Origin of the sequence: Vibrio harveyi NBRC 15634 = ATCC 14126 = KCTC 12724 (assembly GCF_001591145.1) — a bacterium.
In the GTDB taxonomy this organism is placed as follows: Bacteria; Pseudomonadota; Gammaproteobacteria; order Enterobacterales; family Vibrionaceae; genus Vibrio; species Vibrio harveyi.
This window is the reverse complement of record NZ_BCUF01000005.1, coordinates 41,982-56,117: the sequence shown is the minus strand read 5'-3', so window position 1 is coordinate 56,117 and position 14,136 is coordinate 41,982. Positions and strand designations below refer to the sequence as shown.

Genomic DNA, 14,136 nt, shown 5'->3' with positions numbered 1-14,136 from the left:
ATAATCCTCGTCAAGACTGTTTAGGGCAATTGACCTTGAGGAAAGGAACTCAATGAAAAAACTACTCCCGATCATATTCACTTGTTTGAGCTTAGCTTTCAGCGCGCCATCGGTATTGGCTTCTGAACGTGCAGTGCAGGGTTGGCAATGGATTGAGCAAGGCGCAATGATTGTCGATGTGCGCACACCACAAGAGTTTGCCGATGGTCACTTGGACAATGCGATTAACTTTCCGCTTTCTGAGTTGGATAAACACTTTGCTAATGTCGAGAAAGATACGCAAATCGTGCTTTACTGCCGCAGCGGCAATCGCTCAGGGCAAGCGTATCAGTACCTACAATCTCAAGGGTTTACCAACCTTCATAACGCGGGTGGCTTGGCTGAGATGCAACAAGCGAAGTAATGCCACTTAGCACCTGCCTAGACTATGGAATGGAAAAGCACACCTCTCGTGTGCTTTTTTGTTTTCTCGACACCGAAAACTAAAGTTGGTACTGCAGCACCAATTCGTGTTTCTCTTGGTAGGTTTGAATCAGTTCGGCTTTACTCTTAGCGGCATTTTGATAAAACAACGCACCTCCTTCAACCAACAAATCATAATGTTGCTGCAGCATATCTAAAACAAACTGCACACGTTTAATTGTGGTTGGCGTGCAACTCTTACCATCCAAATCATCTTCAATATCGAGCACATGCGAACGAAACATCTCAAGCGTAAAAAGATGTTCCAACTCAGCATCAGATTTTAGCGCTGTTTGTATCTTTTCCATCGACGTTTGCACTCGCTCTACGATTTCTGGCACGGCATAGTTTTGAACTAACCAGTCCCGCTTGTATTCAAGCATCTTAAAGCCTTGTTGTTTAACGTTTTTGAATAGCTGCATTGCCTCTTTTCGGGAATAATTTTGCTCCAATAACCAACCAGAGAAGAAGCGCGTTTCAAATCGCTCACAAGTATCAAACATAGGGTCATGCATACCATTACTGTTGAACTCTCTTAAAGGGTCAAACCGATACATATAACCAAAATCGAACAACTTTAGCTGACCTTGTTTATCCACCAGCAAGTTCCCTGAACACAAATCCCACTCAAACAACCCACTTCGCTCACAGACAAATAGAGTCGAGAATAGCTGCCCTAATAAGTCCTCAGTTAGGGCTTGAATTGGCGAACCTTCAATCCAATCTGAAACAATGATTCCTAAACGATAATCAGCATAAACAGTCTCAACAATATGTTTAAAATCCTCAGTTAAATTCGGATTGTCTTTTTGAGTTTGAAAATCAAGACGACGTTGAACTTCATTCAGAAAGGAGTACTGACCATCAGGGTTCTGCACTTTCGCCTGTGGGCGTTTTTTCTTGAGCGTATAGTCTCGTCCGCCGACACGAATATGAAATACCTGCGCCGTCAAACCACTTTCAAACGTTTCGACAACATACTCTGAGTTCGCTGTCGTAAACGCCAAGATTTCTGGTGGCAATGGACATTGATCCACATTGCCGACAATTAAGTTTTGATCACTTAAGTCAAATGCTTGCTGCTGTAATTGGCGTTGGTTCATGAAGTGCTCCCTGCTAACGATTCAGATATTGTTTACTTTATCGACAATGAAGCACATGACCTCCCCCTTTCTAACCAAAGTCATGGTTGAGTACTTGGGTGGAGTCCCGTTTAAATCGATGAATTGATTCAGATGTTGTCTTCTTCAGAGAGCTTGCGAAAGTAGTCTTCCAGTCGATGATGACCATAAGTCGGTGCGATATTGTCACCGCCTAACATGGTCAGGAAGAACTCAGCAGGACCGCCCCACTTCTCTGGTAGGTGGCTGACCATTACGAGAGCAGCTCTGCGCAACAAATCCGGCAAATGCGTATTTTTCTCCGGCTTATTCTGAGATTTGAATGCAAGCTGAGCAATTTGGTTCACTGAAAACACATTCGGTCCGCCTACGTTAATCTCCGTTTCAGTGCTATCGATAGCCTCAACACAAAATCTCGCCAAATCTTTTCCGTGAATGGGGTTAAGCAAGTTTTCACCATCGCCAAAAGTAAACACTCGACCCGATTTCGCCATGTTGTACACCTCGGTAATATCAGAGAAAAAACCATTCGGACGAATCACACAAGGGGTTAATTTTGTTGATTGCAGAAGCCGACCCGCAAAGCGCTCTTTCGCCTCTAGCAGACGAACTTGAGGATATTTCTGAGCATTGAACGCAGAGATGTAAATGAATTTACCAACACCTGCTCGTTCTGCTTCTTCGAGTAAGTTCAAGTTTGCTTGGTAGTCGACATCCAAATAACCTAATCCATCTTGCTGACGAGTAATGCCCAAGCATGAGATAACAACGTCCACACCCTCGCAAACTCCTTTTAGCTCATCGGGGTGAGTCACCTGAGCTTCTACTGCCTGCGACTCTTGTAAGCCCATCGCAAGGAGCTTGGTTTTGTTTCTCGCCAACGCTTTAAACTCGGCGTGCTGCGCCATGAGAAATTCAACAATATTCGATCCTAAATAACCCGTTGAACCGACGATTAAAATTCGAGGCTGCGTTTTCATATCGATGTTTCCTATTCTTGGTAGAGGAACAAGACAAAGAGTCCCTTCGTCTTTATTTAGACCAACCGGTCTTTTTAAGTTAGTACGATTCAAACACAAGGTAAAGATCTTTCTTGCCCACTTGGTCTAAAAAAAGAATCTTGTGATATACTGCCGTGATTACGCTAACCATCGAAAAGAGAAAAATATGCCTAAAATCGTCGATCACGATAAAAAACGAGAAGAAATAGCGCTAAAAGCAACAGGTATATTTCTTGAATTTGGCTACAAAAATCTTGGGATGAGACAGCTTTGTGAACAGCTTGGCATGAGTAAAAGTGCGGTCTATCACTACTACAAAAGTAAAGATGAGCTGTTCAAAGCCGCTACCGAGGCAATGGTTAACTTCGATGCAGAAATATTGGCAGGAAGACCGAGCGCAACAAGCGCTAGCCCTGAACAACAAGCAGAGAACTTTGTATTAATTTTCCAACAGATGGCACCGCGTTTCTTCCAAGAGATGAAGTTAGTGTCTGATTATATTGATGTGATTGGGCAAGAAAACGTAGCTACCGATCCATGCATGTTACTAGCGAATCAAAAGTACATGACGATGCTGGAAAACTACGTTTCAGCACAACACAAAGAATCACTTTATACCCTAATGCTTGGACTGCTAAACCACCAGTTGATGTTAGGTAAAGCACTAGAAGAAGCGTTTATTATTGAGCAAGTTGATCGCATTTTAGTTTAGATTCAGACTCGCCTTTAAAATCAACGTGAAAGAGGCTCCGTCGAGCCTCTTTTTTCTAGGTTAATATGGTGAAGCCTAGTCGCTTAATAGCTCTACTTCCCTTGCCCATACATCTTGTCGAAGTTTGGGATGTTCTTCTCCCAAATGGGCGTCTCTTCTCCCACAATGGATTTGAGTGTATCGATAAACAACTTGGTTTTGATTGGTGCATCTCGGTGCGGATACACGGCGTAGAAGGTGCCGAAATCATCAATATTCAAGTGCGTCATGATCGGCACTAACTTGCCTTGTTTGATTTCGTCTTGAACCATTTGTGCAGTCACCACAGCAAGCGTATTTCCTCCTGCAGCGCTTCTTGCCAACATTTCCACATCATTCACTTTATAAGCGACATTAAGCTGAAAATGCTGTTGTTTACCTTGCTCATCTTGATAGCCGAATTTATCGAATAACAAACCTGGGGCGGCGTAAATAGTGGCGGGTAAAGATTCCAACTTCTCCAGACTGTTCACCTCACCATGCTTTTCTAAAAACGCAGGGGCGGCAACATTGGGCGTGATTAGCCAATTAGAAGTGCGTGACATCGTAATGTACAAAGAGATCATCGCAACCTCTATCAAAGATGAAGACGCAGGTGCAGAGCTAGAGTTGCGTTACTTCTTAGAGCGCGCAAAAGAGCAGAAAACCGCAGCGATCATCGATGCGTTCCTAAAACACGGTGGTCAAACAGAGCGTGAAGCGAAAGACATCAAAGGCATCTTTGTTGATACCGCGGCAGAGCTAAACAAACAATAAAATTTAGTTCATCATTTACTTAGGCACCGACCTTCCGTTGGTGCCTTGTCTATTTGCAAACTCTGGGGAATCTTATTGCATGAAAAACGATTAAATCATTCGTTTATTGCAAACTTGGCTTTCCGACAACAATGTTAGAAACAAAATTGCGCGTGCGAGGAAATACAATGGAGACAGTTAAACAATAGCCAGATTATTAGAGAAACGAGGTCCTCCATGAATCAACTTCCCGACGAAAACCAAAAACGATTTGTTGCCGTAATCAGTAAAAAAGTCGAGGTGGGACGTGCCGTTAACGTATTAGGACACTTGAGTGTAAGCCTTGCGGATCAACTTTCTGATGGAGACGCAGTCTATACCGACTATCACGACCTCGACGGCAATGTTCATCCAAATATCTCGCACTATCCGTTTATCGTCTTGAGAGCGGATAACTCCAACAAAATCAGAAAGCTTCGCCAAGAAGCACTCGATAAAGGTATCCCCTTCTCTGATTTTACTCACACCATGGTAGAAGGTGGCTCTGAAATACAACAGCAAACCACCAAAAACACATCAGAAGCAGAGCTAGAGTATTTGGGTATTTGTTTGTTCGGCGAGACTGAAACTCTTCGAGAATTGACCAAGAAGTTCAGCTTATACCGCTAAAAGCACGTGATACCTTGGTGATCCTCTCATCATTTTTTCATCAAGCTATCTGTACATTGCCACTTTTAGGGTTAGAATCTAGCGCATCTATCAACCAAAAGTGGCAACACTTACAACGAAATTAAGGAGGAATTTATGTCTTTGTGGTGTTCAATCAACCCACGTTTTTATGGCATGAAGGACCGCTCAAGAGTTTCAGATTTCGCGCTGCGATAATCTCGACTTGAGCGAATAATTACCTTTCGACGAAAACACGTCACCCGAGTACTTTCCCTCAAGCTCGAAGAATTATTGTCAGCTATGACAAAGGCGTCTTACGCCCAAAATTCTTGAGAACACTATGAGTACTTTTTTAACTGCACAATCATTAACCCTTTCTCACACAGCAACACCAATCTTCAAAGATCTAACGTTTACGATTCATCGTGGCGACAAAATTGGTCTTATCGGTCATAACGGCTGTGGTAAAAGCTCCCTACTCAAACTGCTTAGCGGTCAATTTGAACCAAGCCAAGGCACGGTTGCCAAAGCCAGTTCATGTTTGATGCGTTATGTTGAGCAACATTTACCTGAATCTTTAAGCACACATTCTGTCTTAGATGCGTTAGCGGAATCCTTATCCGATGATGAGATTTGGCGCGCCGAACTCTTATTGGATGAACTCGGATTTTCAAACACAGAACGACACATGCCGGTTGAGAATTGCAGTGGTGGTCAGCAAATGCGACTCCTGCTTGCTCGTGCGATTATCCATCAACCTGACTTACTGCTTCTGGATGAACCAAGCAACCACTTGGACTTGCCATCGCTCCTTTGGTTAGAGCAATTCCTATCAAACTGGAAAGGCTCATTCGTATTGGTATCTCACGATCAAACCTTACTCGATCGCGTCACCAACACCACTTGGGTCATGCGAGATCGATCTCTGCGTCATTTCTCTCTGCCTTGTTCTCAAGCAAGACAAGCATTGAAAGAGAAAGATGAAACCGATCAACTTCGCCATGCCAACGAGCAGAAAGAGATCGACCGAATCGAAAAAAGCGCCAAGCGTTTAGCCACTTGGGGCAAAGTCTACGACAACGAAGATCTTGCTCGAAAAGCCAAGACGATGTTTGCGCGCAAAGAACGTTTAGAGGAAGAACAAACCGAACTGACAGAAGGCACACCGTGGGCGCTACAACTTCAAGGTGAGTCAATGCCAGCAAATCGACTGTTAGAGATTTTGCCTTTCTCGGTAATGCCACCAGACAGTGATTATCACTTGTTTGATATGGCAGAAATGCGCGTGAAAAGTGGCGACCGAATTGCCGTTCTAGGCAGTAATGGTTGCGGTAAATCGACTTTGTTGAATCTGCTTTATCGTCAGTATGAAGCATTCCAAAATGACCTAGGCAACCAACATGAGAGTGTGACTTTCCACGATCGCTGTCGCTTGGGTTACTACGATCAATCCCTAAAGCAACTCGACGATCATCAATCCATCACGGATGCGTTGCAGTCGTTTGCCAGCATCAGCAGTGAACAGGCAAAACGTTCGCTAATTGGTGCAGGATTTGAGTACGCAAGACACGAGCAGAAAGTCATCAGTCTAAGTGGTGGAGAACGAGCAAGGCTGCTGTTTGTCGGCTTAACCCTCGCTCGTTACCACATGTTGTTTTTAGATGAACCGACCAACCATTTGGATATGGAAGGCAAAGAAGAGCTGATTGAAACTCTGCAAAACTTCGAAGGTGCCGCCTTATTGGTGAGTCACGACCGAAGCCTGATAGAGCAAAGCTGTAATCGATTCTGGTTTATTGAAAATGGCTTACTGACGGAGTATTTAATCGCGGAAGATGTGTATCAACGCGTAACTGATACAGCACCGAAATCAGCCATCTCGCATCATTGCAATGAAGTAATGTCGATGGAAACAAACACCGCGCCTGATGAGCAATCCGAAGAGCAAGTGCTGGAAAGACTGTTGGAACTGGAAAGCTTGCTGGAAGCCGATTTGGAGCGAAAACCCAAACATCAAAAACCAGCGATGCAAAAGCAGTGGCAGCAAGAGATAGAGGAAATTACGGCGCAGCTATAAAAACAAAGCCGGAGGTAATCTCCGGCTTTCTTTATTAGATTCAAATTAGATCCACTCAATCTCAGGTCCTGCGGGCACAATCCCATTTGGGTTGATGTGCTTGTGCGAGAAGAAGTAATGCAGCTTCATGTAATCAATATCGATTGTGCTGCGAATGCGTTCATCGACAACCAAATCCAGCATGTAACGATACAAGTTTTGGTGCGCCTTTAGGGGCTTTTTGTTGGCTTTGAAGTGCACTTCATACACCGCCTCGAAGCGCACTAACGTTGGCAGCAAGAACAAGTCTGATAGGGTAACGTCTTCACCATGCAAGTAGCGCGACTGCCCCAAACGCTTATCCAGCTGCTCTAGCGCATCAAACAAGGTTTCACTCGCTTGGTCATATTGCGCTTGCGTGGTTGCAAAGCCGAGTTGATATACCTTGCCATTCACATTGCTGTGAAGCCATCGATTTAGGCTTTCGATCTCTTCACGCAATACGGCTGGTACCAACTCCACCGGATGTTTTGCCAAAGGTAGCCAATTCGTAGCGAGGTCCATTGCCATTGCGGCTGAATCATTGCCCACAATCGCATGGTTTTGCTTATCCCACAGTAGAGGGACGGTTACGCGTCCGGTGTAATCGCTTTTCGCTTTCACATACAACGCCGCTAGATTATCCGCGCGGTATAGAGGATCAGGATGTGCACCATCAAACTCCCAACCATTGCTGTAACGCTTTGCTGCAACGGAAGATATGGAAATGACCTCATCCAAGCCAAGGTAATTGATCACTAGGTAAGGGCGATGGGCAAATGGACAAGCCAACGACATATACAAGTGATAGCGATCCGCTTCGATCTGACTTGGTAACGCGAATTGATCTTCTGCTGTCAGCTCACTTGCGTCTTTGTTTGGATACCAAACGCCTTGTTCTAATACCGCCATACCTTACCTACCTTTCTTGATTAGCTACCCTGATGAATCACTACTTATGCGAGTATAGATAACTTACAGAGACTTCTCGAAAGACATCATTAGCTCACTCAGTTCCGCTGAGGTCGCAGCATCAAATTTGCCATCTTGGAACTTGTCGTAGAAGCCGCCTAGGCTGTATGTGCCTTTTACATCGCCACCCCACCACGGCATCAACTCAGCCATGGTTTTGATGTTAGTTGCGCCGCCGTTTGCACCTGGAGATGTGCTCACTAGCAGAACCGGTTTCTTGGTGTCACCAAAGAAAGACGTACCTTGGGGTGCAACACGCGATAGCCAATCAATCGCATTTTTCAGGAATGCTGGCATTGAGCCGTTGTGCTCTGGTGATGCAATGATGATCGCATCGTATTCGTTTAACGTTGCACGCAGTTTGTGTGCGTTTTCTGGGATGCCCTGACCTTCAACGTCCAAGCCGTACATTGGCAATTCAAAGTCATTTAGGTCAATGGTGTTTACTTCTGTTTGTTTAGCTTGGTTTGCCAACGCTTGAACTAAAAGGCTGTGGATTGATTGGCTGTTGTTGCTACCAGTAAATGCGACAATCTTTTTCATAGTGGAATCCTAATTACGTTTGCCCCTACTTATGTCGGGCACTCAGTGAATGAGGTGATATTAATTAACTCCCACCAGTGAATAAACACTATAATAGTGGCTATATAGTTCACCATTAGTGAACAATAAAAACATGAGGAAACTAATGCGTGGATAAGATCAGAGCATTAACCGTATTTCGTCGAGTGGTGGAGCTAGGTAGCTTCGTCGCGGCAGCAGAAGATTTAAATCTCTCAAAAGCCGCAATAAGTAAGAACATCAATGAACTAGAGAGCTATTTGAAAAGCCCTTTGATTAACCGCACGACGCGTAACTTGCACATTACCGATAATGGTCAGCTCTATTATCAGCAAGTGTGTCAGGTTATCGATGCACTCAACAACGCAGACCGCTCGGTGATTGAGTCTTCCCACACATTAAAGGGCACACTCAAAATCAGTATGCCGATGTCATTAGGGTTGATTGAGCTGAATCCCATCATCTGTGAGTTTATGAAGCTGCATCCAGAGCTATCCATCGAAGTGGTGATGAGTGATGAACATATTGATTTGATTGAGCAAGGGGTTGATATTGCCATTCGTGGCGGAGGCGAATTGGGTAACTCTAGCCTACGCTCGCGTAAACTATTGGATATCCGCCGTGTACTTTGCGCTTCCCCTCAATACCTTGAAGAGTCGCAGCCGTTTCAATCTCCACGTGACGTTATAAACCATCGCCTACTTAGCTATAGCCTCTCTTCAACGTCTCGCCGTTGGACATTTCAAAATGGCAGTGAGGTATTGGAAGTTGATCTGCCTGCGAGTGTTTACACTGTCAACAGTGGTTTGGCGCTCACCCAAGCGGCATGTGCCGGACATGGGGTTGCGTTGTTGCCAGACTTCTTTGTTGAGCCTCAATTAACTTCAGGTGAATTGGTTGAAATTACTCCTGAATGGCAGATGGAAAAGCACGCGCTGTATATCGTTTACCCTTACCACAAAGAGCAATCGCAAAAGTTACGAGCCTTTATTGATTATGTGGTGGAGAGCTTCCAAGCGCGATTCAGCCGTCAGTCAGACCCGCAGCAGATGTACTCTTCGATTATCAAGCTAGGGTCTTGATAACGAGGTTTAGCCAAAGAAAATACAATAAAAAAGCCAAACTGGATAGTTTGGCTTTTCATCAAAATCATCCTTGCTCTTAGATATCAAGCCTACAGAACAAGAGAATTGAAAGTTTATCGACGGCGGTTATTAAAGCGAGCACGATCTGAGCGTTGCTTTGCTGAACGCTCTTTGTGCGCAGACGCAGCCTTTGCTTGTGAAGCCAGAATCGATTCTACCGTCAGCTCCATTGGTTCACGTGGCTCCAATCCATGACGGAAAGTACGTGCGCGTGGTGGCAGGTTGTACTCGTATTCAGATGCCTTTGGCATGCGCTTGTAGCGGTATAGGTAAAAGTTCTCTACACGCTCGCGAGCCCATTCTGTTTTCTTCAGGTACTTAACACTGCTCGCAATACTTGGCTTGGTGTTGAAACAGTTCATACGCATTGCTGTGTCGAGGATTTCCCAACCGTAATGGTCAACAAGCTGCTGCAACATGTCTTCTAATTTAAGACCATGCAGAGGGTTGTTCTTCTGCAGTTCAATACGTTCTTCGTCGGTCATAAATTCATGGCTCATGAACGGCTCCTTAATTGTGGGTGGCGAGCGTTGTACTCACCACCTTACCTCTATTAGGTTTAGATTAAATCATTATTGCGAATAATCTGTTGTTTTCTTCGTCTCAAAGACGATCTTTACGTCCAATTATTCACGATGATCGGCGCTTGGTTACGCAGCGCTAAGCACCTTTTGTTGGTGTGCCATGTACTCTTCAAATGTACCTTGGAAACTCACCAACTGTTTGTCTTTTACATCAATGATTGAAGTCGCCAATGACGATACAAACTCACGGTCATGACTAACGAAGATCAAAGTGCCAGTGTAGTCTTTTAACGCGCTGTTTAACGCTTCAATTGCTTCCATATCCATGTGGTTGGTTGGCTCATCCATAACCAAAACGTTGATGTCTTGCATCATTAGCTTACCAAACAGCAGGCGGTTCTTCTCACCACCCGAGCAGTTTTTCGCTTTTTTGTTGGCATCGTCAGCGGTGAACAGCAAGCGACCTAGAATGCCACGCACCATTAGGTCATTGTGCTTCACGGTACGCCATTGTGAGATCCACTCAAAGATGGTCAGATCATTATCGAAGTCCGCGCTACTGTCCTGTGGGCAGTAACCAATCGAAGCGTTTTCAGACCATTTTACTACGCCCTGAGTTTGCTCTAGTTCGTTCACTAGGCAACGTAGCAAGGTCGTTTTACCCACACCGTTTTCACCGATGATCGCAAGGCGAGTGCCCGCTTCAAGTAACAAGTTGCCTTTTTCAAACAACAACTCATCACCAAACGAGTGCCCAAGGTCTTGCAGTTCCAATGCTAAACGATGCAGTTTTTTGCCCTCACCGAAATCAATCGATGGGCTAACACGGCTACTTGCTTTCACTTCGTCGAGTTGGATTTTTTCCATCTTCTTAGCGCGAGAGCTGGCTTGTTTTGCTTTCGATGCATTCGCACCAAAACGGTTTACGAATTCTTGAAGTTCATTGATTTCAGCGGTTTTCTTCGCGTTGGAAGCCAATAACTGTTCACGACGAAGACCAGATGCTTCAAGGAAGTATTCATAGTTGCCAGGGTAAATACGCAGTTCGCCGTAATCGATATCTGCCATGTGAGTACACACAGAGTTTAAGAAGTGACGGTCGTGCGAGATGATGATCATCGTACACTTACGTTGGTTCAGCTCTTCCGCCAGCCAGTTGATGGTGTGAATATCCAAGTTGTTGGTTGGTTCGTCGAGCAGCAAAATATCTGGGTTAGCAAACAGAGCTTGCGCCAAAAGCACACGCAGTTTCCAGCCCGGAGCAACTTGTTGCATCAAACCAAAATGCAGCTCTTCTTCAATACCCGCTTGAAGCAAAATATCGCCAGCACGGCTTTCTGCTGTGTAGCCGTCCATTTCTGCGAATTCGCTTTCCAGCTCAGCGACTTTCATGCCGTCTTCTTCACTCATTTCAGGTAATGAATAGATGCGGTCACGTTCCTGCTTCACTTCCCAGAGCTTGCGGTCGCCCATGATCACAGCATCAATCACACTGTATTGCTCGAACGCAAACTGATCTTGGCTCAATACGCCCAGTTTCAGCCCCGGAGTAATAGAAACGTTGCCCGAGCTTGGCGCTAATGCTCCGCTCAGGATTTTCATAAATGTCGACTTACCACAGCCGTTTGCGCCAATCAGACCATAACGGTTGCCGTTGCCAAATTTAGCAGAGATATTTTCGAACAGTGGCTCGGCACCAAATTGCATGGTGATATTGTTTGTACTAATGATAGCGGCGTCCTCGAAGGAAATTTCTTTTAAATAACAAGTTGTTAAATCACTTTCGAGATACGGTTAGAAAAGGGCATATTGAAAGTGGACGCCATTCTATCTGATTCGTTCAATAGGTGATATAGATCACGCTAATGTTGCGAAGGATTTTTATCAAAAACAAAGCGCAACTTTCGCCACGCTTTGCTTACTGACAATATCTTGGATTAAAAATCGAGATGGTAATTGTTGTTGGATTGGTTCAGCGAAATCACCCAGTTCTTCTCAGATTCACCAGCGCTCATTGGCACCCATTGTGCGTACAACTTGGTCCAATTACCATTCACCTCCAACTCAACCTGGCTGGTTCGCGTTGGGTAGACTGTTGTGATCCGTGACATAGGGTCCGCGATCACATCCCCATTCTCAGTGGTAAATGCCGCTTTAGTATAGAGGTGTAATGCACCATCAGCAGAGCCTTGGTAGTTCATGGACAGAGTAATCGTCTCACCAATATCAAAAGAAAAGTCGCGCTGCGCCACAATGTCTTGCGTATCATCAACCTCGTCAGCAACAGGTGTTGGTGCTGGCGTAGAAGAACCGCCACCTCCGCCGCCCCCGCCTCCACAAGCAGCGACTAAGGTTGAAGCAAACATGATGGTCAGTAGTTTTGTCGAAGTATTCATGTGATGCTCCTTGTTATTCCGTTGCTGAGATAGCTTTGCCGCTGGCTGCCGTCTTGTACCAATCAGTATCCGTTTCGCCACTGCTGGTTACCCATGTTGGGAATCCTGTGTAGGCGTGACTGATGTCAGTATTCTCGGTTGGGTGATCCCATTCATCACGAATGTTGATTGCCCAAGGCATATTGTTACTGGTTAGGAAGTATTCTGAACCGCCCGTGTCATCGTCATGCAAGTTGTACAAAGCGTTATTCATCTCGCTTGTGCCAGAAAACGACTTAAGGTGGGTTTGCCACGTCATCCCCGGGAAGGTTGCGACAAAGTCACCGTGGTACGTGCCTTCTGCCGCAAAGATGAATGAGTCATAAGGCGGGTAGCCGACTTGGTCTCGTGCGACTGGCGTGGTCAGTTCAACCACCATTTGGTAGCTGAGAATATCGGTCGCTTGCTGATTCAAACAATTGCTCTGAGTACGATAATAAGTACAACCTGATGTCAAAACGCCGAGTGCATCCAGTTCCGCTCTTAAGTTCTCAGATACCACCAACACTGTTTCACTGCCAGATTGAAGCACCGTATGTTCCACCGCTTGACCATTTTTGGTCACCGTTACTGATGCTACGTTGGACGAATCCACATTAGGGAGATTCACGGCAAAACCATTGGAATAGCCTGCTCCCATGGCTTGCAGGGTGTAATCGACGGTAATGGTCTTTAATTCACGTTGACCATTCAAAAGTTCGGTTACACGATAGCGCCACACCACATCGTTGAAGTCGTAGTCACCCATTAACGGCCAGCGATCTTCGAACGCCATCGTCGCGTAAGTATCAGAGCTTGGGTAAACTGATGTCACTGTGACTTCCGGATCATTTTCTTGAACCAAGACTTCGTATTTCGAGTCGGTCGTGCCATCGGTATTCACGCCATCTACCGCAGAGAAAGGTGAAATATCCACAGTAAAGATCAAATCGTTGAAGTCGTTATCACCACTTGGGCGGCGAATGTCTTCAAAACCAAGCACTAAAAATTCGTTCTCAGTATCCAAGAACGCGACATTGTGGCGACGGTAATTAGCGGTCGTTTCTGGATTCAAGCTGGATAGACTGTAGAAAGGCGTATTCCAGGGACCAAGATACGGAATGTTATTGTAAGTACTTGCACTCCAACCATTTGGAATAACAAAGAAAGCTAAGGTTTGTCCTGCGGTCAGTTGAACATCAAGTTCAATCGTGTCCCCTTCTTGCATATCCCCATCAGGCGCTTTGGATGCGTTCGGGAAGATAACCATATGAGTGACAATATCGTCTTTGCTTGCTGGCGGGTTGTCAGTGTCATAAACAAAATACCCGAGAGAATTACGATACCCAGCCCCTTCGTTTAAAAAAGTGACAGACGCTGTCGCATAATCCGCACCGTTGAGTTCATCATCGATGTCGATATTAGAATAACGGTCCGGCGCGATAAATGCGGTATTGACGTAAGTACCTTCTGGCAGCATCGAATAGACATTCGTCAGGGTATCTTGAGGCAAAGTATCCGCAATAGAAATGGTCTCAAGTGGTTTACCCTTGATGGTGTAATTTGAATTGTCGCTGCCTGATTCGAACGATAAATCACTGGTAGTGAGTGCGTATCCGGACATCGATACGCAACAACTGGTTAGCGCAATAAGTTTCCCTGCTTTCATATTATTCCCCTCATCAA

Annotated in this window: 13 protein-coding genes and 2 pseudogenes; 6 read left to right on the top strand and 9 right to left on the bottom strand. The window is 45.2% G+C overall.

All coding sequences use genetic code 11. From position 1 onward, the window contains the following. Positions 1–52: 52 nt before the first annotated feature. Positions 53–403 carry a rhodanese-like domain-containing protein gene (locus tag VHA02S_RS04200; protein ID WP_038899310.1) on the top strand — a complete coding sequence of 117 codons (351 nt, stop codon included), beginning with the start codon at positions 53–55 and terminating at the stop codon, positions 401–403. 79 nt (positions 404–482) lie between these two features. On the opposite strand, the gene VHA02S_RS04195 is transcribed toward VHA02S_RS04200, so the two are convergent. Next, on the bottom strand, positions 483–1,565 hold the full coding sequence (locus VHA02S_RS04195) for a protein kinase family protein (protein ID WP_038899309.1): 1,083 nt from the start codon (positions 1,563–1,565) through the stop codon (positions 483–485). A gap of 128 nt (positions 1,566–1,693) precedes the next feature. Next, positions 1,694–2,563: an SDR family oxidoreductase gene (locus VHA02S_RS04190; RefSeq protein WP_038899308.1), complete on the bottom strand. Its 870-nt coding sequence runs from the start codon at positions 2,561–2,563 to the stop codon at positions 1,694–1,696. Positions 2,564–2,750: 187 nt separating this feature from the next. Between VHA02S_RS04190 and VHA02S_RS04185 the strand changes: the two genes are divergently transcribed. Further along, positions 2,751–3,296 (top strand): TetR/AcrR family transcriptional regulator, encoded by a 546-nt coding sequence (locus VHA02S_RS04185; protein ID WP_038899307.1) that lies wholly within the window; start codon positions 2,751–2,753, stop codon positions 3,294–3,296. A gap of 92 nt (positions 3,297–3,388) precedes the next feature. Here the strand turns inward: VHA02S_RS04185 and VHA02S_RS04180 are convergent. After that, positions 3,389–3,844 (bottom strand): annotated as a pseudogene (locus VHA02S_RS04180) (LysR substrate-binding domain-containing protein); the annotation flags it as partial. On the opposite strand from VHA02S_RS04180, the pseudogene VHA02S_RS04175 reads away from it, so the two are divergent. From VHA02S_RS04175 to VHA02S_RS04165, 3 genes and pseudogenes are all read left to right on the top strand, one after another. Continuing rightward, a pseudogene (locus tag VHA02S_RS04175) lies at positions 3,837–4,091 on the top strand (enoyl-CoA hydratase/isomerase family protein); the annotation flags it as partial. The pseudogenes VHA02S_RS04180 and VHA02S_RS04175 overlap by 8 nt on opposite strands. A gap of 216 nt (positions 4,092–4,307) precedes the next feature. Continuing rightward, positions 4,308–4,739 (top strand): DUF2000 domain-containing protein, encoded by a 432-nt coding sequence (locus VHA02S_RS04170; protein ID WP_038899306.1) that lies wholly within the window; start codon positions 4,308–4,310, stop codon positions 4,737–4,739. A 340-nt stretch (positions 4,740–5,079) separates the two neighbouring features. Continuing rightward, on the top strand, positions 5,080–6,816 hold the full coding sequence (locus VHA02S_RS04165) for an ABC-F family ATP-binding cassette domain-containing protein (RefSeq protein WP_038899305.1): 1,737 nt from the start codon (positions 5,080–5,082) through the stop codon (positions 6,814–6,816). 45 nt (positions 6,817–6,861) lie between these two features. Here VHA02S_RS04165 and VHA02S_RS04160 read toward each other — a convergent pair whose 3' ends face one another. Both VHA02S_RS04160 and VHA02S_RS04155 read right to left on the bottom strand, forming a co-directional pair. Continuing rightward, positions 6,862–7,746 (bottom strand): glutathione S-transferase C-terminal domain-containing protein, encoded by an 885-nt coding sequence (locus VHA02S_RS04160; protein ID WP_038899304.1) that lies wholly within the window; start codon positions 7,744–7,746, stop codon positions 6,862–6,864. A 63-nt stretch (positions 7,747–7,809) separates the two neighbouring features. Beyond that, on the bottom strand, positions 7,810–8,349 hold the full coding sequence (locus VHA02S_RS04155) for an NADPH-dependent FMN reductase (protein ID WP_038899303.1): 540 nt from the start codon (positions 8,347–8,349) through the stop codon (positions 7,810–7,812). A 149-nt stretch (positions 8,350–8,498) separates the two neighbouring features. On the opposite strand from VHA02S_RS04155, the gene VHA02S_RS04150 reads away from it, so the two are divergent. Further along, complete coding sequence (locus VHA02S_RS04150; protein ID WP_038899302.1) at positions 8,499–9,449, top strand: LysR family transcriptional regulator; 951 nt, start codon at positions 8,499–8,501, stop codon at positions 9,447–9,449. Positions 9,450–9,565: 116 nt separating this feature from the next. Here VHA02S_RS04150 and VHA02S_RS04145 read toward each other — a convergent pair whose 3' ends face one another. The 4 genes from VHA02S_RS04145 to VHA02S_RS04130 form a co-directional block, all read right to left on the bottom strand. Next, positions 9,566–9,997: a VF530 family protein gene (locus tag VHA02S_RS04145; RefSeq protein WP_005436283.1), complete on the bottom strand. Its 432-nt coding sequence runs from the start codon at positions 9,995–9,997 to the stop codon at positions 9,566–9,568. Positions 9,998–10,162: 165 nt separating this feature from the next. Next, positions 10,163–11,767 carry an ABC-F family ATPase gene (locus VHA02S_RS04140; RefSeq protein ID WP_078609968.1) on the bottom strand — a complete coding sequence of 535 codons (1,605 nt, stop codon included), beginning with the start codon at positions 11,765–11,767 and terminating at the stop codon, positions 10,163–10,165. Positions 11,768–11,973: 206 nt separating this feature from the next. Continuing rightward, positions 11,974–12,432, bottom strand: a complete 459-nt coding sequence (locus VHA02S_RS04135) for a hypothetical protein (protein WP_038899301.1) — start codon at positions 12,430–12,432, stop codon at positions 11,974–11,976. Between the two features lie 13 nt (positions 12,433–12,445). Next, positions 12,446–14,119, bottom strand: coding sequence for an LruC domain-containing protein (locus VHA02S_RS04130; protein WP_038899300.1), 1,674 nt, complete (start codon positions 14,117–14,119; stop codon positions 12,446–12,448). Positions 14,120–14,136: the final 17 nt, after the last annotated feature.